We start from the raw sequence: 20,157 nt of genomic DNA, 5'->3' as shown, positions 1-20,157 counted from the left end.
AGCGCGACACTCCTTTGGAAAACGCCTTAGTCTGCGGGCTCATCGGCACGGCCGGCCTGTTCGTTCTGGCGGAGGCGGCGGGCCGGCTGGGAATCGTCTCCACGGCGCAATTCCCGCTGGCCTCCACCGTGCTGGCCACCGCCGCGCGACTCGCCATGGATCCGGCGTTCCTGCTGGATGTCGGCGCCACCTTCGCCGGCTGGGCGCTGGGACTGCTGCTCACCGTGGCGGTGGCCGTACCGGCCGGGCTCCTGCTCGGCAGCGTGCCGCCGATCGAGGCGGCGCTGCGGCCGGTGATCGAGTTCCTGCGGCCCATCCCGTCCGTGGCGCTCATCCCGCTGGCCGCGTTCGTCTTCAGCGAGCGGCTCGACATGAAGATCGCGATGATCGTGTACGCCTCCGTCTGGCCCGTGCTGATCAACACGATGTACGGCCTCAAGGAGGTCGATCCCCTGGCCAAGGAGACGCTGCGGGCCTTCGGGTTCGGCCGGATCGCGGTGTTGCTGCGGGTCTCGCTGCCGAGCACGGCGCCGTTCATCGCGACCGGGATCCGGGTGGCCGCGACGATCGCGCTCATCCTGGCCATCAGCACCGAACTGCTGGCCGGCGGGTCGAGCGGGATCGGCGCGTTCATCATCCTGGCCGGCAGCAGCCCCGACGGGCTCACGCTGACGGTGGCCGCCACCGTGTGGGCCGGAGTGCTGGGCGTCGTCACGAACGGCGCGTTCGCCTGGGCGGAACGCCGCCTCTTCCACTGGCGGGCGGCCCGGTGATCGCGCGGGTCGTGGTGGTGCCCGCCGTCCTGATCGTCTGGGAACTGGCCACTCGGGCCATGGCGCATCCGTTCTTCCCGCCGCCGTCGGTGATCGTGGCGCACATGCGCGAACTGTGGTTCACCGGCTCCCCCGCCCGGCTCTGGCTGAACGACACGGCTCTGGCCAACTTCCCGCCCAGCCTCGGCAGGCTGCTCGCGGGCTGGGCCGTCTCGGGCGTGGCCGGTGTCGCGCTGGGCGTGGCCCTGGGCCGGTCGCCGCTGCTCTACCGGCTCCTCGACCCGGCCGTCCAGTTCGGAAGGGCGCTGCCGCCGCCCGCGCTGCTGCCGTTGATGCTGGCGCTGTTCTCGACGGGGACCCGCATGCAGATCGCCGTGATCACGTTCGGGATCGTCTGGCCGGTGCTGTTCAACGCGGCCGACGGCGCCCGCCACGTGGACCCGCTGCATCTGGACACGGCGCGGGCCTTCGGCCTCTCGCGCGGGCAGCGCGTGTTCCGGGTGATCCTTCCGGCCGCCGCACCGAAGATCTTCGCGGGGCTGCGCCTCAGCCTCTCCCTGGCCCTGATCCTCATGGTCATCGCGGAGTTCTTCAGCACCGAGGGCATCGGCTTCCAGCTCCGCGCCGCCCAGCGCGCCTTCGACCTGCCGGGCGTCTGGGGCGCCATCGTGCTGCTGGGCGTGCTGGGCTATGTGCTCAACCAGGGCTTTCTTTATCTGGAACGCCGCATCCTCACCTGGCATGACACCGCGCAAGATAACAGGTCATGACATGGGAGCCATTCACGAGTAGTCTCAAGATCACCGTTATATCGGCCCTTGGAGCTCTTATGTTAGAGTTTCGCCGCTTTTCTCTCTTTTGTGCCGCCACGCTGGTGATCGCCGCGTGCGGCGGCAATTCGGCCGGGCAGGAAAATGGCCGGGAAAAGACCGATATCACGATCGGCATGCTGGCCCTTCCCGAAGTGGCGCCCGTGCAACTCGCCATCGACAAGGGCTACTTCGCCGCCGAAGGGCTCAAGGTCGAGGTCGAGGTGATCGCGGGCGGCGCGGCGGCGATGCCCGACCTGGTCTCCGGCAAGCTCGACGTCCTGCACAGCAACTACGTCTCCGCCCTGGCCGCCTCCGCCGGCGGCGTGGTGAAGACCAAGATCATTGGTGACGCCTACGTGGCCAAGCCCGGCAACTTCGTCCTCATGACGAAGAAGGGCTCGCCGATCACCACGGTCGCCGGGCTCAAGGGGGCGACGATCGGCGTCAACACCCTGAACAACGTCGCCACGCTGTCCGTGAGCGCCCTGCTGAAGCCCGCCGGGCTCACGCCGGCGGACGTCAGCTTCGTCGAGCGGCCCTTCCCCGAGATGGGCGCGGCGCTGGAGGGCGGCCAGGTGGACGTGGCCTTCCTGCCCGAGCCGTTCCACCAGGCGGCGGCCAAGAAGGGCGCGGTCGTGCTGAGCGACATCTTCACCGGGCCCACCGCCGACTTCCCGATCTCCGGCTACCTCACCACGGAGACCTTCGCGCGGAGCAACCCGAAGGCCGTGGCCGCCTTCCAGCGCGCCGTGCGCAAGGCCGCCGGCCTGGCCGTCGCCAGCCCCGCCGAGATCGCCCCGGCCCTGGAGAAGTACACGAAGATCGACCGCGCCACGGCCGGCGAGATGAAGCTCGGCGGCTACTCCACGTCCGTCGACGCCGCGCGGCTCCAGCGGGTGGCGGACATGATGCTCGAGTTCGGCTACCTGAAGCAGAAGTTCGACGTCACACCGATGCTGGCCGGAGGTGCCTCCTCATGATCGCTCCCTACCAGGCGGTGGGGCTCGTGCCCACCATGCGCGGCATCCGTCACCGCGAGGACATCCACCACAACATCGACCACATCGGCCACCTGATCAAGGCCGCCTCCTGGCTGTCCAGCCTCGACCTCCCGGTACGGCTGATCGCGATCCCGGAAGGCGCGCTCCAGGGCTTCAACGACGAGGTCCTCGACCTCGACCACGAGGACTTCGCCGCCAACTGCGCCATCGACGTGCCCGGCCCGGAGACCGCCCGGCTGGCCGAGCTGGCCGTCCGGTGGGACGCCTATCTCATCGCCCAGGCCAAGGCCCGCCACCCGGAGTTCCCCGGCCTGTTCTTCAACCTCGGCTTCGTCATCGACCCGCGGGGCGAGATCGTGCTCAGGCACTACAAGACGGTGCCGCTGCTGCCCGTGGAGCACTCGGTGACGCCCCACGACGTGTGGGACCGCTGGGTGGAGCTCTACGGCGAGACGCTCGACAGCTTCTACCCGGTCGCCGACACCGAGATCGGCCGCATCGGCATCCTCATGGCCAACGAGGGCTCCTACCCGGAGAACGCCCGCGGCCTGGCCATGAACGGCGCCGAGATCATCTACCGCGGCCCCTACCCCCACCCGCACGCCGGCAACGGCATCTACGAGGTCCAGAACCGCGCCAGGGCCCTGGACAACAACGCCTACCTCATCGCCTGCAACCTCGGCACCTACTACCTCGACGCCGACTCCGAGCACCCGATCGACGCCTTCGGCGGCCAGTCGATGATCGTCGACTACAAGGGACAGGTGGCCGGCCGGCACGACTACAGCGGCGGCTCGTCCTGGGTCGCGGGCACGATCGACATCGGCGCCCTGCGCCATTTCCGCTCCACCGCCCAGTGGGACAACTGGATCAAGGACCTGAAGACCGAGCAGTACCGGGTCATCTACGACCAGCCCATCTATCCCAAGAACATGTACCTGACGCGCAAGCCGTACACCCACGCGGAGTTCCGCTCGGAGGTCATCAGCCGGCAGATCGAGCTCATGCACGATCGCGATGTCTGGGTACGTCCGGAGAAGTCCTGACCCGGCGCGGCCAGAAGTTCTCGGCGAACAGGCGGGCCACCAGCTCGCCCCTGCTGGACACCCGGACCTTGCCGAAGATCGCTTTGATGTGGTCGCGGACGGTGTGCGGGGAGATGAACAGGCGGCCGGCGATCTCCCCGGTGGTCAGGCCGAGCGCGATCAGCTGGGTGATCTCCAGTTCGCGGGGCGACAGCTCGTACGCCTCGGCCACGATGACCGCCATGTCGGAGGCGGCGGCGGGCTCGATGACCAGGACGGTCGGGCCCGCCGCACCGCCGGGGCCGCTCATGGCCGAGGCGTGGCACACCAGCCAGTGCCCGTCGGCGGCGCGGATGCGCACGCGGGCGGCCTGACCGGGCGCGCAGGCGCGGGCCTGCAGGGCGGCGGTGACGATCCAGATGGGCAGGCGCACGCCCAGCTCGCTGCCCGCCGACGGACCGGCGGGGAGTCTGGCCAGGTAGTGGCGGGCCTCCTCGTTGACCGACGTCGCCCGTCCCGACGCGTCGAACAGCACCAGGCCCGGACCGGGCGCGTCCGGCGCCGGCCGTAGGCCGGCGGGCCGGGCGAAGGAGCGCAGCCGCGCGGCCAGCGGCGCCGACAGGCTCGCCACGAACTCCAGCTCCTCCGGCCCGAACGGCGCCCGCCCCTTGTCGCGGAACAGGCTCACCACGCCCCACGTCCGCCGGCCGGTGCGCAGGACCGCGCGCAGCTCCTCGTTCTCCGCCTGCCAGGGGCGGCCGCCGCCGTGCCGCCGGCTCGCCACGGCCACCTCGGCGCGGGCCAGGTCGCGGAAGGCGAAGGGGCTCTCCCCCAGGATCTCGCTCTCCCAGTAGGCCGCGCAGTGCTCGCCGCCGCCGAGGTTCTCCACCCGCATCGGGGCGGTGACCAGCCCGGTCTCCGGGTCGGTCGCCGACCACACCGCGGCGTCGAAGGCCACGACCCGCCGGAGCCGCGCCGAGGTGACGGCGAACAGCTCGTCGGCGTGCCGCGCCCGTTCCGCGCGAGCCAGCACGTCGGTACGGCGCCGCCGTACCGCGGAAGGAGAACCCACGCCTCCACCCTGCCTGTTCACGGGCGGATACGCGCATCCCCCAGATGAGGGATGGGCCCGGGGCGGGGCGGCGGCCAGCATCTCCCTCATGAGAATCGCCATCGTCGGAGGCGGGGCCGCCGCGGTCGCCCTGCTCGACTCCCTGGCCCGGCTGGACGCGCGGCCCGCCTCCGTCACCGTGTTCGAGCCGTCGGCGCGGCTGTGGAGCGGGCGGGCGTACGGGCCCGACCTTGACGCCGTGCGGGTGAACGCGCCGCCCGTGATCATGTCGATCCGCGACGGCGACCAGGGGCACTACGCGCGCTGGCTCGGCGAGCGGGCGGCGGCGCACCTGGACGAGCGCTTCGGCGTGCCGCTGGTGCCGCGCGCCCTGTACGGCGAGTACCTGCACGAGACCGCCACCGCGGCGGCGGCGCGGCTGCCGGTGGACGTCCGCCGCGACCGGGTCACCGGCGTGGCGCGGCGCGACGCGGAGCTGGTGGTGCGGACGTCCGGCGGCCACGAGCAGGCGGTGGACCGGATGGTGCTGTGCGTCGGCAGCGGGACTCCGCACGACCTCTTCGGCCTGGCGGGCACGCCCGGCTACGTCGCCGACCCCTACCCGCTCGCCCGCACCGTGCGGGACGTGCCGCGAGGCGGCGCGGTCGCGGTGATCGGCAGCGGGCTGACCGCGGTCGACGTGGCGGTCGCCCTCGCGTCGGCGGGCCACGCGGGCCCGATCACCCTGCTGTCGCGCAGCGGCGTCCTGCCCCACGTGTGGCAGCGGCCGGTCCGCCACGAACCGCGGCACCTGACGGCGGCCCGTCTGCGCGAGGTCCGCACGACCGGCGACGTGGCCCGGCTGGTGCGCGCGGAACTGGACGATCTGGGCGAGGACTTCGACGCCTTCGCCGCCGACCTGCTGGCCACCCCGTTCGAAGATCCGGCCGTACGGCTGCGCCGCCAGCTCGCCGCGATCGACGCCCCGGAGCTGGGCCGCCGGATCGTGCAGCAGGCGGCGCACACGCTCGGCCCGCTGGCCTGGAGCGTTCTGGAGGACCGCGACCGGCTGACCGGCGCGCACCACCGCACGGCCGTCAGCCTCAGCTCGCCGATGGTGCCGGTGAACGCCGTCCGGCTGGACCGGTTGCTGGAGGCCGGGCAGCTCACGCTCGTCCGCGGCCTGAGCGCGGTCGTGCCGTCGGACCCGGGCTTCCGCATCACGGCCACCGGCGGCGGCTCACGGGCCGACGTCGTGGTCAACGCCGTCAACCCGCCGCCGCAGGCGGTGCCCGAGCCGGCCGCGTCCCTGGTCGCCTCGCTGCTGGCCGAGGGCCTGGCGGCGACGGCGCCCGGGGGCGGGCTGGAGGTGCCGGCCGGCGCTCCGCTGCACGTCGTGGGCGATCTGGCGGCGGGCGGGACGTTCGTGACCTCCAGCATCCCGGCGGTCGCCGCCCAGGCCGCCGCCACCGCGCAGGCGCTCACCGCTCAGTAGCCCACGCACCCCCCGCGCGGATACCCCGGTCATCAGATCCTCCTCAGGCTGGGTGCTCTCGATTCCGGCCGGGGACCTCCCGCGCGCCGATGGACACCCGCCGGAACTCCGGCCCGCCGTGCGCGACAGCCGCCGATGGGTCGGGGAGGATCTCGACGTAGCCCTCGGCGCCGTTCACCCGGATGAGCTGGCCGTCCTTGATCCGGCTTGTGGCTCCTTCCACGCCGGCGACCGCGGGCAGCCCGTACTCGCGGGCCACCACCGCGCCGTGCGTCATCACCCCGCCGACCTCCATGACGACGCCCTTGACCGAGACGAACAGCGGAGACCAGCTCGGGTCGGTGAACACCGTGACGAGGATGTCCCCCTCGCGCACGTCGGCCTCCGCGATGTTCAGGATGACCCGCGCCCGGCCCTCGACGACGCCCGACGACACGGCGATGCCCGCCAGCGCCCCGTCCGGCAGACCTCCCGCGTCGTACTCGCCGCTGATCACCTCGCCCTCGGAGGTGATCACTCTCGGCGGCGTGAGCTTCCGGAACGTCTCGTGCTCCGCCCGCCGCCGCTCGATGAGCTCCGGGTCGAGATCACCGGTGCGGACGACATCCCTGAACTCCCCGATCGACAGGTAGTACACGTCCTCGGGCGCCGTGATGACCGCGCGCGCGGCCAGCTTGGCCGCCTCGTCCATGAGCGCCCGCTTGTAGATCTCGTAGCGCAACAGCAGGGAGTGCTTGGAGTATTCGCGGTAGCCGATGAAGTGCCGGATCAGGCTCATCTTCCTGGCCGCCTTCCTCGCCTTGCGTGCGCCGCCGGGCAGCTTCCGCAGGCGGTCCAGGAGGTCGTTCATGGCGCGTTCGGCCTCGGCGCGGCCCCGCTCCGCCTTGCGGCGGCGCTCGCCGGGCGGGAAGTTCCTGACGCCGCTGAGCAGGAGCGGGACGAGCAGCGTCGGGTTTTCGCTCCAGCGGGTCCTGGTGAGATCGATGTCGCCCGCGCAGTGCATGCCGTACCCGCGCAGATAGTCCTCGATCGCGGCCTGTACGGCGGAGCCGCCCGCGAAGGCGGCCAGCCCGTCGAAGAACGTGTCGCGCCCGGCCGTCTCCAGGTAGCGCACGATGTCCGGGTGCGCGCGCACCACGTCGGCGACGTCCAGCAGGTCCAGCCCCATGGCGGCCACCACGTTGTGGTCGGCGGACTGGGCGACGGCGTCGGCGGCGTTGGACACGCCCAGCCAGGCCTTCATGTGCTTGTTGACCCAGTTCACCGACTGGATGCCGAGAAAGGCCGCCGCCACGCTGCGCGGGTCGAAGGTGAGCTCGGCCAGCACCTCGTGGTCGGCTTCGATGTGGGCGAACAGTTCCTCGCCCGACTTCCCGGCGATCTCGCGCCGCAGCCGCTCCACGGTCTTCTCGGTGTGCGCGATGAGCGCGGGCACGACGCCGGGATCGTCCTCGCGGGCGAGTTTCAGGTACTGCCTGACGATCGGCAGCGGGCCGCCCGCGCCGAAGTCGAGCATGGAGGTTCTGCCGCGCGCCAGCGAGGCGGTGAAATCTTCGCGCTTCAGCACGGCGCGCAGGGCGCCGGCCATCAGCACGTCGACCTGGTCCAGGCTCTTGAGCGTCGCGGGCCTGGCCCAGAACGAGGTGAGCTCGGCGGAGACGTCCTTGTAGAAGCGGTTGCCGGCCACGACGCCCGCCGTGCGGCCCAGCTTGTCGTGCAGCAGCTCGAAGAACGACAGCCCCAGCGGCGCGAAGGCGTCGGTCATCATCTGCCGGTGCCCGTAGGAGATGTACACGTGGTTCTTGCCGTCGGCGGCGGGCGGCACGGGGTAGAGCGTGGTGATCGGCCGGCTCTGCAGGATGTGGAACTCGCCGTCGCGTAGCGCCCACTCGATGTCCTGGGGCGCGCCGAAGTGCGCCTCGATCGCCCGGCCCAGGGTTTCGAGCCGCAGGATCCGCGCGTCGTCGAGCGTCTGCGCGTTCTGCCTGGCGGGCTCGACCGGGTGCTCCTCCGTGCCGCCGTCCGGCCGGGCGCGCAGTTCCTTCGTCTGCTCGGCGATCTTCGTGCCGATGATCCGGCCGGCTCTGACCCGGTAGTTGTCGGCGTTGACCAGCCCGGAGACGAACGCCTCCCCCAGCCCGAACCCGGCGTCGATCGAGACCACCGCGCGGTTGGCGGAGACCGGGTCGGCGGTGAACATGATGCCCGCCGCCTCGGGGAAGACCATCTCCTGAACGACCACCGCCAGGCGGACCGCCCGGTGGTCGAAGCCGTTCCTGACGCGGTACGCGCTCGCGCGGTCGGTGAACAGCGACGCCCAGCACCGCCGGACCGCGTCGATCACCGCGTCGGCGCCGCGCACGTTCAGGTAGGTGTCCTGCTGGCCGGCGAAGGAACTGGACGGCAGGTCCTCGGCCGTGGCGCTGGAGCGCACCGCGCAGGGCACGTTCTCGCCACCCATCCGGCCGAGGCGGGCGACGATGTCGTTCCGGATCGGCTCGGGCACGGGCAGGTGCTCGATGGCGGCGCGCAGGCGGGCGCAGGCGGCGGCGATGCCCTCGCGGTCGTCGGCGCGCAGCCCGGACAGCGCCTCGATCAGCGCGGCGATCGACGGCTCGCGCTCCACGACGTCCAGGTAGGCGTCGGTGGTGACGCAGAAGCCGTCCGGCACGCGGACACCGGGCACGGACGACAGCTCGCCGAGGTTGGCGCCCTTGCCTCCGGCCAGGGCGATCCGTGTCTTGTCGATGTCGTGGAAGCCGAGCACGTAAGCACTCATGACCGTTTCCTGTCTCTATGGGGAACGCCGATTACGATACAGTACAGATCTGTATTGTAACTAGGCACTATGCTCCCGCCCGAGGAGGTACCCGGACATGACCGACACCGCGCGCACCCCGCGCTCACCCGGGCGGCCCCGCAGCCAGAAGGTGGACGCGGACGTGCTCGCGGCCGCCCTCGACCTGCTGATCGAGCGCGGCGCCGCGGAGACCAGCATCGAGCAGGTCGCCCAGCGCGCCGGGGTGACGCGGGCCACCGTCTACCGCAGGTTCCCCGACAAGACGACACTGCTGATCCAGGCCATCGAGTCCGTGCACCAGGACCACGACCCCGAAGCGCTGGAGTGGCCGGACACCGAGCACATGCTCGACGACTGGGCGCGCTACCTGAGCGAGCCCCGCAACCGCCGCATGCTGCGCCGGCTCTACGGCGCGGTGGACGACCACCCGGAACTGCTGCTGGCCTACCGGAACGCGCACGGCGGGCGGCGCGCGGCGGCCGAGCACGCGGCGCTGCTGCGCACCCGCGAGCGCGGGCAGCTTCCGCCCGAGCGGGACATCCAGGTCGTCCTGGAGATGCTCAACGGCGCGATACTCCACCACCTGGGCGCCTACCCCGACACCGAGCCCCCCGAGGCCGTCAAGTCCTACTTCCTCGCGCTGCTTCGCCAGGTGGGCTACCGACCGGTCTAGGAGGTCGCCCGCTGGATACTACGGCACTCTTCCCGACATATCGCCTGGCCAGCGCCGCCGGCCACCGCCGGAGAGAGTCCAAGAACTCGGTCCAATTCCCCCCATGTCGAACACCTGTTCCTATATAATGATCGCATGGATCTGAAACCGAAGGGTCTGCCCGATCTGTGGCGTCCGCCGATCGTGGAGTACGCGGAGGCGATGTTTCCGGTGCCCGACAGCGGCGAGGCGCGCTACCTGCTCGCCTGGGGCGACGACCGCGACGGCGAGCGCTGGGGCTACCTGCTGTGGCGGCCGCAGACGCTCGCCACCCACGAGGGCGTACGGCACAGCGGCCACGTGCGCTGGGTGCACTGGCAGGACATCCGCCCCGTGGCGGGAGAGGACTACGAGACCGTCCCGGTCTGCGATCCCCTGCTGGCCGGGCACGACGATCCCATCTGACCGCCGAGGGGCTGTCGATTCTCCGGGTGCTCACGCGTCATGAGGCGTGAGCACGCATCGGAGAAAGGCAGAACCCATGACCGACATCCAGGCGGCCATCGCCGCCGAGCGCCGCGACCTGGCCGCCCTCCTCGCCGGGCTGACCCCCGAGCAGTGGCAGACGCCCTCGCTGTGCGCGGGCTGGCGGGTACGCGAGGTCGCCGCCCACCTGTCCATGGCCTTCAGGTACTCCATGCCACGAGTCGTCCTGTCCATCCTGCGTGCCCGCGGCGACTTCCACCGGGCCTGCGACCGCCTGGCCAGGCGCGACGCCGCGGCCATGGACACCGGGCGGCTCGTGGCGGCCCTGAGCGGCAACGCCGAGCACCCCTGGACCCCACCGGGCGGCGGGCCAGGGGAGGCGCTGCGGCACGACGTGATCCACGGGCTCGACATCACGCTCCCGCTCGGGCTGGACAGGAAGGTCCCGCCGGATCGCCTCATCCTGGCGATGCCCGCCGACCTGACGGCCAAGAGCGTCACGTTCTTCGGGGCCGACCTCGACGGGGTCCGCTTCGCCACCGACGACCTCGACTGGAGCGCCGGCACCGGCGACCTCGTCAGCGGCCCGGCCCAGGACATCCTGCTGGCGGTCACCGGCAGGAAGCTGCCCGCCGGGCGGCTGTCCGGAGCCGCGGCCGCCCGTTTCACCAGCTCATGAGAAAGGTCAGGTCAGCGGGCCGGTTGCCTTCACCTGGACGCGGACGCTGTCTCCCGGCAGGTAGGAGATGGGGATCTCGGTGATGGCGGTGATGCGCGTGCCCGCGGGGTCGGCTCCGGCGCGTACCGCGGCGTCGACGGCGGCTCGCCTGGCGGCTTCGAGGCAGGCCTCGCGGCCGCCGTCGGAGAACTGGTAGGTCCGGTCGAGCGTGCCGGACGCCTCGGCGATGGCGGCGCCGATGGCGTTGGCGACCGCCGCGTACTCGTGGCGGTGCACGACGCTGACGCCCGGGATCTCGTCCGGGATCAGGTGCGCGCCGCCGCCGACGGCGACCAGCGGCAGGTCGGAGCGGGCCACCTTGATGCGGTCGGCCAGCCTGCCGATCCGCTCGTCCACCCAGGACAGGGCCTGCCCGATGAGCGGGCGGGACACGTCGGCCGCGCGGCCCGGCTCGCCGGCCGTCAGGCGTCCTGCCAGCACCGACACGTCGGTGAGGGTGAGCGTGTCGCCGCCGAAGACGCGGGCGCGCTCGGTCAGCCGATGCGCGACGCTGTCCGGCCCGATCCGCAGGCCCTCGTCCGCGCGGACCACCGTCCCGCCGCCGAGGCCGACGGAGATGAGGTCGGGCATGCGGTAGTTCGTCCGTACGCCGCCGATCTCGACCGGGAGGGCCGACTCGCGCGGGAAGCCGTTGACCAGCATGCCGACGTCGGTGGAGGTGCCGCCGACGTCCATGATGATCGCGTCGGCCAGCCCGGACAGGTGGGCCGCGCCGCGCATGGAGTTCGTCGGGCCGGAGCCGATCGTCATGACCGGCCGGCGCGCCGCCTCCGCCGCGCTCAGCAGCGTGCCGTCGTTCTGCGTCATGTAGATCTCCGCCCGCAGACGGTGCGCGGACAGCGCCTGTTCGAGGCCGGTCACCACCTCCGCGCCGACGAAGCGCAGCGCCGCGTTGAGCGTCGCGGAGTTCTCGCGTTCGAGCAGGCCGAGCCCGCCGATCTGGTGTCCCAGGGTGACGGGGAAGTTCTGGCCGAGTTCTTCGGCGAGGATCTGCCCGGCGCGGATCTCGTGCTCCGGGTTGGCCGGGGAGTGCACGCCGGTCAGCGCGATGGCGTCGACGGCGGTGCCGCAGGCCTTGGCGAAGGCGCGCACGGCGTCCTCGTCGAGGGGGCCCATCGGGCTGCCGTCGAACTCGTGGCCCCCGCGCACGACCGCGCTGTACGCGCACACCAGGCCGGCCAGGTCACGCGGCCAGTCCGCCAGCGGCGAGATCGACATCGTGGCCGGGGCGCCGATGCGCAGCACGCCGACCCTGGCCAGGTTGCTTCTGGCGATGAGCGCGTTGACCGGGTGGGTGGTGCCGAGCATCACGTGGCTGACGTCGGCGGGCCGTACCCGGGCGAGCACGGCGGAAAGGCCCGTCCCGATGCCGTCGAACAACGTCGCGGTCGTCGGGGTCTTGTGCCACGTCACGACCTGCCCGTCGGGGTCGATGGCGACGACGTCGGTGTTGGTGCCGCCGACGTCGATGCCGATGCGGATGGTCGTCATCGGGTCCCTCCGATGGGCACGAAGTCGAGGTCGTAGCCGAACGCGCGCGGTCCTGCCAGCGCGAGCCCTTCCGGCGTGTGCCACTGCGGCAGCGCAGGCATCGCGATCACGTGCAGCCGCTGGCCGTAGGCGACCGCCTCGGTGGTCATGGCGGTGCCGGTCTCGGTGTCGAGCAGGGTGATGAGGTCGGGGACCATGGCCTTCGGCTCGCCGTCCTCGAAGGCGATGAGGTTCTCGTTCTGCACCTCCACGCGCATGGCGCGGCCCGGGTCGTCGAGGTGGGTCAGCGTGATCGTGCCGCGGGCCCAGCCGCCGGTGGTGCGGCGTTCGATGTCGGCCACCTTGCCGGTGAACAGGATCTCGGCCTCGCAGAACCGCAGGAACTCCTCGTACGCCCCCGGCCTGCCCTCCTGGATCGCCCGGATCCTGCGCCCGATCTCCAGGCAGTAGGTCAGCGAGCCGTTCGCGCCGAACCGCGCGCACTCGCCGGCGGTGACGGCATAGGCGCTGACCACCGCGAGCATCCCCATCTGGGCCACGCACGAACGGGCCAGCTTCTCGCCGGTGGCGTTGTCGACGGAGTCGAAGAACACGTAGTTGCCCATGGAGTCGGCCATGGTCATCGGCGTGGAGGAGAGCCCGGCGAGGGTGAACAGGCTCATCTCGATCTGCGGGAACGCGCGCCTGATCGCGTCGGCGTCCACGCAGGGCAGCCCTAGTTCGGCGGCGACCACGAGCGGGAACAACGAGTTCAGGCCGCCGTTCTCCAGCGGTAACACCGCCACGCCCGTGCGGCCGAGGTGGCTTTCCAGGGCTCTGAGCACCCGGCCGGCCTCGTTGCCGTTCGGGAACTTCTCCACGACGACCGTGGGCGCCCCGACCATGCAGATCGGCAGGAGCAGGCCGTCCGGGTCGAGGTCGGCGGCGTTGACGATCTCGATGGGGCCGTGCTTGGCGATGGCCTCGCGCAGCATGATCTTCGCGATGTAGGGGTCACCGCCCCCACCGGTGCCCAGGACGACCGCGCCGAGCGCGAGGTCCTCGACGTCGTCGAGCGTGATGCGGTTCACGAACCCACCTCCTGATGGTTCATCCGTCGATCTCCACTTCGGCTTCGATCTCCACGGGAATGCCGAACGGGAGCGAAGCGACTCCCACGGCCGAGCGCGCGTGGAGCGCGCTGTCCTCCGGCCACAGCTGGTGGATCAGATCGGAGAAGCCGTTGATCACCGCGGGCATGCGGGTGAAGCCCGGTGCCACGTTGACCATGCCGAACACCCGCAGCCAGGCCGTCACCCTGTCCAGGTCGCCGAGGGCCGCGCGCAGGCTGGTGACCATGTGCAGCCCGGTCGCCCTGGCCGCCGCGTAGCCCTCCTCCACGCTCACCTCGGCGCCGACCCGTCCCGCCGGGCCGTCCACCGACCAGTCGGGCAGCAGCGGTCCGTGCCCGGACAGATAGGCCCGGTTCCCCCGCACCCGGACCGACGGGAAGGGCAGCCGCAGCCCGTCCGGCGGAATGAGCGGCGCCGGCAGGACGAGGCCGAGTTCCCTGATGCGTTCCTCGACGCCCATCGCGCTCACACCCCTTCCGCGCGGGTACGGCGCAGCGCCTGCGCGGCGAACTCGGCCACGTACCGCGACATCCAGTCGGTGAAGGCGGCCTGGTCCGTCATGGCCAGCATGCGGTGGGCGGCGTAGTCGGCCCGCGCCCGCCGCAGGAACGCGTCGTCGTGCTCGCCCATGATCCCCATGAGCCGGTCGGCGGCGTCGAGCATGCGGAACGCCGACAGCAGCCTGGTCTCGTCCAGGGCGAGCGGCGCGCTGCAGACCAGCACCGTGACGGTCTCGTAGAGGGCGCGGTCCAGTTCCTCGCCGGCCGCGGTCATCGCGCGCCGTCCTCGAAGGCGGCGCCGAAGGCGTTGTGGTGCAGCCCCGAGGTGAATCCGCGCACCGCGGGCGAGGCCGTCTCCTTGGTGACGTAGCCGATGGCGACCGTCACGTCGGGGCGGATGTGCGCGGGCAGCCCGAACAGGGCGCGGACCGCCTCGTCCGCCCAGCTGGTGACGGTGCAGATGCCCAGGTCCAGCGTCTGCGCCATGAGCGCGAGGTGCGCGCAGGCCGCGCCGGAGTCCAGGCGGCTGACGTGCTCGACCATGCGCGGGCCGCCGGTCGTGCCGGCCTGGTCGAGGTCGGAGCACAGGGCGAGCATGGCCGGGGCGTTGTTCAGGAACCCCGGCAGCACCTGCCGCGCGGTGGCCAGCAGCACCGGATCGTCGACGACGACCACGTGGCGTACGCCCGAGCGGGCCTGCTGGGCGCGGGCCGCCGCCCAGGCCATCCGGCCCAGGACCTCGGCGGGCACCGGGCGGTCCTCGAAGATCCGGTGCATACGGCGGCGCCGCATGCCGTCGGCTATGTCGAGTGGCTTGGCATCGATCATGTGCGCTCCCTGGGGGGTTCGGGAAGGTTGTGCCTGACCCTAAGCCGGGCCAGACAAAAGGGATATGTGCGATAGCACATCTCAAATCCTCATCTTGTGCGCATCGCACACCTGGGACTATCGTGCGGCTGATGACGGTGGTCCGCGAACTCCTGCTCAGGCCCGACATCGGCCGGGCCGTCACGGTGCTCTGCGACGCCGGGCACTCCCGCGACATCGCGCGGGTCACGCTCATCGAGGACATGCGGGCCATCCCGCCCGCCCCCCACGGCCAGGTCGGGGTCTGCACCGGCAGAGCCTCCGACGAGATCAACCCCGACCTGCTGGACGTCGCGGTGGGCTTCGCCGCCGGCGCGAACGTGGCCGCGCTCGCCCTGGTCGGGCTGCCCCCCGACCGGCCGCTGCCGCTGACCGTCAGCAGGCTGGCCGAGCGGCGCGGGCTCTCGCTGCTGTCGGTGGAGCGGGGCACGGACCTGGCGCGGCTCGTGATCGCGATCGAGCAGGAGCTCGCCCTCGGGCCGATGCGCACGATCTCCCGGGCGGCGGCCGCGCTGGCGGCCCTGGACCGCGCGGAGCCGGGGCCCGACCCGATCGGCGAGCTGGCCGCGCTGGCCGGGCGCGAACTCGGCAGGCCCGTCACCGTCGAGCGGCGCCCGGACGGCGAGGGGGCGCCCGTCACCGCCGAGCAGCACCCCGATGGGGAAGGGGTGCCCGTGACGGTCGCCGGGGCGGTGCGGGCGCGGCTGAGGTGCGCGCCGGCCGGGGACGCCTCCGACGCGGTCGTGCGCCTCGTGCTGCACCGGGCCGCCTCGCTGGCCGGGCACACGATCGAGCAGGCCCGCCGTACCTCGGAAGGGCCGGCCGCGTCGCGGGCGGCGCTGCTGGCGGAGCTGCTGCTGAGCGCGCCCGAGGACGCCGGGCCGCTGCTGGCCAGGACGCGGCGCGCGGGCTTCGTCGTCGACGGCTGGCACACTGTGATCCACATCGAGCTGGACAACCTCGACAGCCTCACCGGCGGCGAGGCGGCGCGCCACGAACTCACGGTCGAAGCCCGCCGCCTGGCGCTGCAGGCGGCCTTGAACGACGGCGCGGACTGGCAGCGCGCGGACGCCGGCAGCGCGCTCACGCTGGTGCGGACCGACCGGTCCGAACCCGCCGCCACCCAGCCGAAGGCGCTCGCCCGCACCGCGAGCGCCGTGCTCGCCAGGCTCAAGGAGCAGTTCGCCGGCCTGCGCCTGTACTGCGGCGTCGGCGGCTCCTACCAGGGGCTCGAAGGCCTGCAGACCTCCGCGACCGAGGCGCGCGCCGGCGGGGCGGCCGCGCGCACCGCCCGCCACCAGGACCGTCCGCTCGCCTTCCGCGACCTCGGGTTCCGGCGCGTGCTGCTGCAGTGGTACGCCATGAACAGCTCGCGCGTCGTCGTCGACCGCCTGCTGGCCCCGCTCGACGAGCTCGGCCCGCGGCGCAAGGACGAGGCCATCCGCACGCTCCAGGCCTTCCTCGACCACCCCGGCTCGCCCCGCGACGCGGCGGCGGCGCTGGGCGTGCACCGCAACACCGTCGCCAACCGGGTCAAGAGGCTGCTCGACCTGCTCGACATGGACGGCGACAACGCCGACCACCGCCTCCTGCTGCAACTGGCCTGCCGCGTGGCCGCCCGAGCGAGCCAGGATGGACCGGTCGCGACCCCGATAGCCTCTGGATCCGGGGCCGGACACCCGGCAGGCGCACAGAAAGTCGGTACGAGATGACGGCGGAAAAGCTCGGGGATCTGGCGGAACGCTTCTGGCGGTGGCGAGTCGCGGCCGCTCCCGACTCCGGCGACGACATCACGAGGGTCGAGCGTCCGCCCGGCTGGGTGCCGGACTGGTCGGCGGCCTCGGTGGCGGCCCGGCGGGAGACGTGGCGTTCCTACGACGCGGAGCTGCGCGCGCTCGACCTCGACGGGGCGCCCGTCCCGGTCGGGGTCGACGCCAGGCTGCTGGGGTCGGCGCTCGCCCGGGTGAGGTGGGAGCTGGACGTCCTGCGGGCCTGGCAGCGCAACCCCTGCTTCTACCTGGACCAGGCGTTGGTGGCCGTCTACAACCAGCTCCTGCCGGCGCCGCCGTTCACCGTGACGCGAGCCGCCTCGATCGTCGCCGCGCTGGACGCGATTCCCGCGGTGCTGGCCCAGGGCCGCGAGAACCTGGCGGGCCACGCCGCCGCGCCGTTCGCCCGGTCGGCGCTGACGCTGCTGGAGAGCGCGGGCCCATCCCTGAGCACCGCGATGTCGGCCCTCGCGCCGCTCCTGCCGGACGGCACGCGGCTGGGCGAGACGACGCGGGCGGCCGTGCGCGCGCTCGACGACTTCGCCGTCTGGCTGCGCGGGCAGCTGCCCGCCTGCACCGACCGGACGGCCGTCGGGGCCGGCGCGCTGGCCTTCTTCCTGCACGAGGTCGCGCTCCTGCCGTACGGCGCGCGGCAGGTGCGCGCCATGGGGCGCCGGGAATGGGACAGGGCCGAGGCGCTGGAGGCCGCGCTCCGGCACCGTCACCGCGAGGCGCCCGACCCCGCCCTGCCCACCGGCACCGCCGCCCTGGTCGAGACGGAGGCGGCCGACGAGCTGGCGTTGCGGGCCTTCTACACGGATACGGGCCTGCTGAGCCAGCCCGCCACCCTGCGCCACTACCTCTTCGCCGAGATGCCCGCCTACCTGGCGCCGCTGTCGTGGCTCGGCGTACCGCACGAGATCGGCGTCGAGTCGCGTCCCGGCGCCGACGCGATCAGATACGTCGAGCCGCCCCGGCCCGACCTGCCGTACTTCGAGCTGGCCGCCGCCCGCGACCCTCTGGTCCAGCTCGCCCACGAGGGCGTCCACGCCCAGCAGCTGGCGCTGTCGTGGCACCACCCCGATCCGGTACGCCGCCGCTACCACGACTCGGCGGCCAACGAGGGCATCGCCTTCTACCACGAGGAACTCATGCTGCAGGCGGGGCTGTTCGACGGCTCCCCGCACAGCGCCGTGTTCGTGGCCAACGCCATGCGGCTGCGGGCGCTGCGGGTGGAGGTGGACGTCGCGCTCGCGCTCGGAGACCTCACACTGGACCAGGCCGCGGACGTCCTGGCCGATGCGGTGCCGATGGACAGGGCCACGGCGTGGGAGGAGGCCGTGTTCTTCGCGGGCAACCCCGGGCAGGGGCTGAGCTATCAGATCGGCAAGCTGCAGGTGCTCGACCTGCTGGCCGCCACCCGCCGCAGCCAGGGCGCGGCGTTCGATCTCGGGGCCTTCCACGACCGGCTCTGGCTGGAGGGCAACGTGCCGCTCGCGCTCCAGCGGTGGGAGTCGCTCGGCCTCACCGACCACATCGAGGAGGCCGACCGGCTGGCCGAACTCGGGTAGCGCGGCCGGCTCTACGATGGCGCCCATGGAGGGGAACGCTTCGGACGTCGTGCGGGCCTGGGACGCGCGTGCCGACCACTATCTGCGCCTGTTCCGCCACGAGCTGGAGGGGAAGCCCTTCGACCGGGAGGTCCTCGACGCGTTCGCCAAGCGAATCGGCGACGGAGGCAGAGTGTGCGACGCGGGCTGCGGGCCCTGCGGTCACGTGACCGCGCTGCTGGCCGCGCACGGCCTGGACGCCTTCGGCGTCGACCTGTCGCCGCGCTGCGTGGAACTGGCCAGAAGCGAGCAGCCCGGATGCCGGTTCGAGGTGATGGACCAGCGGGCCGTCACGCCGGCGCTCGACGGCCTGGTGTCGTACTACTCCCTGCACGACCAGCCCAAGCGGGAACTGCCGGCCGCGCTCACCGCGTGGGCGGCGGCGATCCGTCCGGGCGGTCAGCTCCTGGTCGTCGCCAAGGAGGGATCCGGCGACGGCGTCATCGCCGATCCGCTCGGCAGTGAGCTGCGGGTCTACTGGGCCGAGTTCACCGCGCCAGAACTGCGTGCCGCGGCCGGGGCGGCCGGTTTCCTCGTGGACGACGTCACCGTCCGCGAGGCGTACGAGGACGAGATCCCCACCAGGAGGATCTACCTGTCCGCCACCCGCTCAGCCGACCCGGCGGGCTCGTAGCGCTTCCAGGGCCTTGTCGGCGTGGACGGACATGCGGATCTCCGACTTGACCACCGCCAGCACGCGGAAGTCGGTGTCGATCACGAAGGTCTGGCGCCGGGTCGGCGCCAGGGCCAGCCCCCGCCGCACGCCGAACCTGCCGGTGACCGTCCCGTCCGGGTCGGACAGGAGCGGGTAGCCGAGCCGGTGCGTGTCGGTGAACTCCCGCTGCCGCTCCACCTCGTCGGTGCTCACGCCGACGGGCCGCGCCGACTCCTGCGCGAACTCGGCCGCCAGGTCGCGGAAATGGCAAGCCTCGCGGGTGCAGCCCGCGGTCAGCGCCGCCGGGAAGAAGAAAAGCACCACGGGACCGTCCGCCAGCAGGTCCGACAGCCGGCGCGGCCGGCCCGTCTCGTCGGGAAGCTCGAAGTCCTCGACGAGGTCGCCCGTTCTCATGCGACGACCTTACGTCTCGCCGGCCGCCCGGTACTCGGTGGGGGTCTGGTCGTGGGCCTGGCGGAAGGCGCGGTAGAAGCTGGAGCGGGTCTGGAAGCCGCTGGCGTGCGCGATCCGGTCCACGCCCCAATCGGTGCCGGACAGCAGGCGGCGGGCGTGGGCGAGGCGGAGCTGGGTGACGTACTGCCAGACGGGCATGCCGAGCGCCTGCTTGAAGGCCAGCGCCGCGTAGGTGGGGTGCACTCCGGCCGCCTGCGCGATCTCCTCGACGGTGAGGTCGCCGGTGTAGCCGCGGGCGATGACGGCGAGCATGCGTTCGGCCGAGCGGGCCTCCACGGCGCCGGTGGCCGGTCGCCTGCCGGTCGCGAGGCGGGCGAGCCTGGCGTGGAGCTCCAGCAGGCAGATCTCGGCCTCGTCGGCCACCGGGCGGCGGCCCAGGCGCAGCTCCTCCTCCCAGCGGCGCATAAGGAAGCGGTCGTGGGCGGATTCGCGGGCGGTGCCGTACAGGAAATGGCCCTGCAGGAGGCGGTCGAGCGCGCTCTGCAGGGCGGGCTGGCCGATGACGGCGCTCAGCGGGACGGTCACCCAGAGGAAGTCGACGTCGCGCTCGGACACCAGCCGGTGCGGGTAGCCGCCCCAGAAGACGGCGAGCCTGCCGCGCGGCAGGTCCACCGCGCCCGCCGAGGTGGTGTAGCGGGCGGTGCCGGACAGGACGAGGTTGAACTCCAGCTCGGGGTGGATGTGGGACCGCGGCATCGGTCCCGAGGTCACGTGGAAGGCCCGCAGGCCGATCACCTGGGCGAGGGGCACGACCTTGAGAATACGCGACTCCTTGCCGATTGCGCGTGGATGCCCGGCGGGGGTGCGGCGCAGGAGGGTGGAGACAACACCCCTTGATGCGGAGG

The 20,157-nt window shown here is 72.4% G+C and carries 20 protein-coding genes; 11 read left to right on the top strand and 9 right to left on the bottom strand.

Going from position 1 to position 20,157, the window contains the following annotated elements:
* Positions 1–14 precede the first annotated feature (14 nt).
* The 4 genes from ACIBI5_RS51380 to ACIBI5_RS51365 are packed head-to-tail and all read left to right on the top strand — an operon-like array spanning position 15 to position 3,632.
* A complete protein-coding gene (locus ACIBI5_RS51380) occupies positions 15–773 on the top strand; it encodes an ABC transporter permease (protein ID WP_397258685.1) in 759 nt (252 codons plus the stop codon).
* Positions 770–1,543, top strand: coding sequence for an ABC transporter permease (locus ACIBI5_RS51375; RefSeq protein ID WP_397258683.1), 774 nt, complete (start codon positions 770–772; stop codon positions 1,541–1,543). The genes ACIBI5_RS51380 and ACIBI5_RS51375 overlap by 4 nt, the downstream gene beginning before the upstream one ends.
* Complete coding sequence (locus tag ACIBI5_RS51370) at positions 1,540–2,565, top strand: ABC transporter substrate-binding protein (RefSeq protein WP_397258681.1); 1,026 nt, start codon at positions 1,540–1,542, stop codon at positions 2,563–2,565. Before ACIBI5_RS51375 ends, ACIBI5_RS51370 begins: the two co-directional genes overlap by 4 nt.
* Positions 2,562–3,632 carry a nitrilase-related carbon-nitrogen hydrolase gene (locus ACIBI5_RS51365; RefSeq protein ID WP_397258679.1) on the top strand — a complete coding sequence of 357 codons (1,071 nt, stop codon included), beginning with the start codon at positions 2,562–2,564 and terminating at the stop codon, positions 3,630–3,632. Before ACIBI5_RS51370 ends, ACIBI5_RS51365 begins: the two co-directional genes overlap by 4 nt.
* On the opposite strand, the gene ACIBI5_RS51360 is transcribed toward ACIBI5_RS51365, so the two are convergent.
* The gene (locus tag ACIBI5_RS51360; protein WP_397258677.1) at positions 3,589–4,683 is read right to left on the bottom strand and encodes a response regulator transcription factor; all 1,095 of its coding nucleotides are present in this window, start codon (positions 4,681–4,683) and stop codon (positions 3,589–3,591) included. The genes ACIBI5_RS51365 and ACIBI5_RS51360 overlap by 44 nt on opposite strands.
* Before the next feature lie 88 nt (positions 4,684–4,771).
* Here ACIBI5_RS51360 and ACIBI5_RS51355 point away from each other — a divergent pair, with 88 nt between their 5' ends.
* Complete coding sequence (locus ACIBI5_RS51355; protein ID WP_397258675.1) at positions 4,772–6,157, top strand: FAD/NAD(P)-binding protein; 1,386 nt, start codon at positions 4,772–4,774, stop codon at positions 6,155–6,157.
* Positions 6,158–6,200: 43 nt separating this feature from the next.
* Here ACIBI5_RS51355 and rph read toward each other — a convergent pair whose 3' ends face one another.
* Positions 6,201–8,936: a rifamycin-inactivating phosphotransferase gene (gene rph, locus ACIBI5_RS51350; RefSeq protein WP_397258673.1), complete on the bottom strand. Its 2,736-nt coding sequence runs from the start codon at positions 8,934–8,936 to the stop codon at positions 6,201–6,203.
* Positions 8,937–9,033: 97 nt separating this feature from the next.
* Between rph and ACIBI5_RS51345 the strand changes: the two genes are divergently transcribed.
* From ACIBI5_RS51345 to ACIBI5_RS51335, 3 genes are all read left to right on the top strand, one after another.
* A complete protein-coding gene (locus ACIBI5_RS51345; protein ID WP_397258671.1) occupies positions 9,034–9,630 on the top strand; it encodes a TetR/AcrR family transcriptional regulator in 597 nt (198 codons plus the stop codon).
* A 135-nt stretch (positions 9,631–9,765) separates the two neighbouring features.
* Complete coding sequence (locus tag ACIBI5_RS51340; RefSeq protein WP_397258669.1) at positions 9,766–10,074, top strand: hypothetical protein; 309 nt, start codon at positions 9,766–9,768, stop codon at positions 10,072–10,074.
* A gap of 76 nt (positions 10,075–10,150) precedes the next feature.
* A complete protein-coding gene (locus ACIBI5_RS51335) occupies positions 10,151–10,774 on the top strand; it encodes a maleylpyruvate isomerase family mycothiol-dependent enzyme (protein ID WP_397258667.1) in 624 nt (207 codons plus the stop codon).
* A gap of 6 nt (positions 10,775–10,780) precedes the next feature.
* On the opposite strand, the gene ACIBI5_RS51330 is transcribed toward ACIBI5_RS51335, so the two are convergent.
* From ACIBI5_RS51330 to ACIBI5_RS51310, 5 genes are read right to left on the bottom strand one after another with little or no spacing between them, the layout of a single operon-like run.
* Positions 10,781–12,325: a hydantoinase/oxoprolinase N-terminal domain-containing protein gene (locus ACIBI5_RS51330; RefSeq protein ID WP_397258665.1), complete on the bottom strand. Its 1,545-nt coding sequence runs from the start codon at positions 12,323–12,325 to the stop codon at positions 10,781–10,783.
* Entirely contained in the window at positions 12,322–13,395 is a 1,074-nt protein-coding gene (locus ACIBI5_RS51325) for a DUF917 domain-containing protein (RefSeq protein ID WP_397258663.1), read from the bottom strand. Before ACIBI5_RS51325 ends, ACIBI5_RS51330 begins: the two co-directional genes overlap by 4 nt.
* Positions 13,396–13,414: 19 nt before the next feature.
* A complete protein-coding gene (locus ACIBI5_RS51320) occupies positions 13,415–13,897 on the bottom strand; it encodes a RidA family protein (RefSeq protein WP_397258750.1) in 483 nt (160 codons plus the stop codon).
* Between the two features lie 5 nt (positions 13,898–13,902).
* On the bottom strand, positions 13,903–14,211 hold the full coding sequence (locus tag ACIBI5_RS51315; RefSeq protein ID WP_397258661.1) for a DUF6092 family protein: 309 nt from the start codon (positions 14,209–14,211) through the stop codon (positions 13,903–13,905).
* Positions 14,208–14,765, bottom strand: a complete 558-nt coding sequence (locus ACIBI5_RS51310; RefSeq protein WP_397258659.1) for a nitroreductase family protein — start codon at positions 14,763–14,765, stop codon at positions 14,208–14,210. The genes ACIBI5_RS51315 and ACIBI5_RS51310 overlap by 4 nt, the downstream gene beginning before the upstream one ends.
* Positions 14,766–14,896: 131 nt before the next feature.
* Between ACIBI5_RS51310 and ACIBI5_RS51305 the strand changes: the two genes are divergently transcribed.
* Genes ACIBI5_RS51305 through ACIBI5_RS51295 form a run of 3 tightly spaced genes read left to right on the top strand, consistent with a single transcriptional unit; the run spans position 14,897 to position 18,817 of the window.
* A complete protein-coding gene (locus ACIBI5_RS51305) occupies positions 14,897–16,516 on the top strand; it encodes a PucR family transcriptional regulator (protein ID WP_397258658.1) in 1,620 nt (539 codons plus the stop codon).
* The gene (locus ACIBI5_RS51300) at positions 16,513–18,144 is read left to right on the top strand and encodes a DUF885 family protein (protein ID WP_397258656.1); all 1,632 of its coding nucleotides are present in this window, start codon (positions 16,513–16,515) and stop codon (positions 18,142–18,144) included. The genes ACIBI5_RS51305 and ACIBI5_RS51300 overlap by 4 nt, the downstream gene beginning before the upstream one ends.
* A 25-nt stretch (positions 18,145–18,169) precedes the next feature.
* Positions 18,170–18,817, top strand: a complete 648-nt coding sequence (locus tag ACIBI5_RS51295) for a class I SAM-dependent methyltransferase (RefSeq protein WP_397258654.1) — start codon at positions 18,170–18,172, stop codon at positions 18,815–18,817.
* Here ACIBI5_RS51295 and ACIBI5_RS51290 read toward each other — a convergent pair.
* Complete coding sequence (locus tag ACIBI5_RS51290; RefSeq protein WP_397258652.1) at positions 18,794–19,252, bottom strand: peroxiredoxin; 459 nt, start codon at positions 19,250–19,252, stop codon at positions 18,794–18,796. The genes ACIBI5_RS51295 and ACIBI5_RS51290 overlap by 24 nt on opposite strands.
* Before the next feature lie 9 nt (positions 19,253–19,261).
* Positions 19,262–20,062 (bottom strand): helix-turn-helix domain-containing protein, encoded by an 801-nt coding sequence (locus ACIBI5_RS51285; protein WP_397258650.1) that lies wholly within the window; start codon positions 20,060–20,062, stop codon positions 19,262–19,264.
* Positions 20,063–20,157 lie beyond the last annotated feature (95 nt).

The organism is Nonomuraea sp. NPDC050540, assembly GCF_044457485.1.
GTDB lineage: Bacteria > Actinomycetota > Actinomycetes > Streptosporangiales > Streptosporangiaceae > Nonomuraea.
The sequence above is the reverse complement of the archived record's forward strand: the minus strand, read 5'-3'. Positions and strand labels throughout refer to the sequence as shown.

Excerpts from the sequence above, each read along its gene's own strand:
- ACIBI5_RS51370 (WP_397258681.1), top strand. The coding sequence starts at position 1,540 with ATGACATGGGAGCCATTCACGAGTAGTCTCAAGATCACCGTTATATCG.
- ACIBI5_RS51365 (WP_397258679.1), top strand. The coding sequence starts at position 2,562 with ATGATCGCTCCCTACCAGGCGGTGGGGCTCGTGCCCACCATGCGCGGC.
- ACIBI5_RS51355 (WP_397258675.1), top strand. The coding sequence starts at position 4,772 with ATGAGAATCGCCATCGTCGGAGGCGGGGCCGCCGCGGTCGCCCTGCTC.
- rph (WP_397258673.1), bottom strand. The coding sequence starts at position 8,936 with ATGAGTGCTTACGTGCTCGGCTTCCACGACATCGACAAGACACGGATC.
- ACIBI5_RS51345 (WP_397258671.1), top strand. The coding sequence starts at position 9,034 with ATGACCGACACCGCGCGCACCCCGCGCTCACCCGGGCGGCCCCGCAGC.
- ACIBI5_RS51340 (WP_397258669.1), top strand. The coding sequence starts at position 9,766 with ATGGATCTGAAACCGAAGGGTCTGCCCGATCTGTGGCGTCCGCCGATC.
- ACIBI5_RS51335 (WP_397258667.1), top strand. The coding sequence starts at position 10,151 with ATGACCGACATCCAGGCGGCCATCGCCGCCGAGCGCCGCGACCTGGCC.
- ACIBI5_RS51330 (WP_397258665.1), bottom strand. The coding sequence starts at position 12,325 with ATGACGACCATCCGCATCGGCATCGACGTCGGCGGCACCAACACCGAC.
- ACIBI5_RS51320 (WP_397258750.1), bottom strand. The coding sequence starts at position 13,897 with ATGGGCGTCGAGGAACGCATCAGGGAACTCGGCCTCGTCCTGCCGGCG.
- ACIBI5_RS51315 (WP_397258661.1), bottom strand. The coding sequence starts at position 14,211 with ATGACCGCGGCCGGCGAGGAACTGGACCGCGCCCTCTACGAGACCGTC.
- ACIBI5_RS51310 (WP_397258659.1), bottom strand. The coding sequence starts at position 14,765 with ATGATCGATGCCAAGCCACTCGACATAGCCGACGGCATGCGGCGCCGC.
- ACIBI5_RS51305 (WP_397258658.1), top strand. The coding sequence starts at position 14,897 with ATGACGGTGGTCCGCGAACTCCTGCTCAGGCCCGACATCGGCCGGGCC.
- ACIBI5_RS51300 (WP_397258656.1), top strand. The coding sequence starts at position 16,513 with ATGACGGCGGAAAAGCTCGGGGATCTGGCGGAACGCTTCTGGCGGTGG.
- ACIBI5_RS51295 (WP_397258654.1), top strand. The coding sequence starts at position 18,170 with ATGGAGGGGAACGCTTCGGACGTCGTGCGGGCCTGGGACGCGCGTGCC.
- ACIBI5_RS51290 (WP_397258652.1), bottom strand. The coding sequence starts at position 19,252 with ATGAGAACGGGCGACCTCGTCGAGGACTTCGAGCTTCCCGACGAGACG.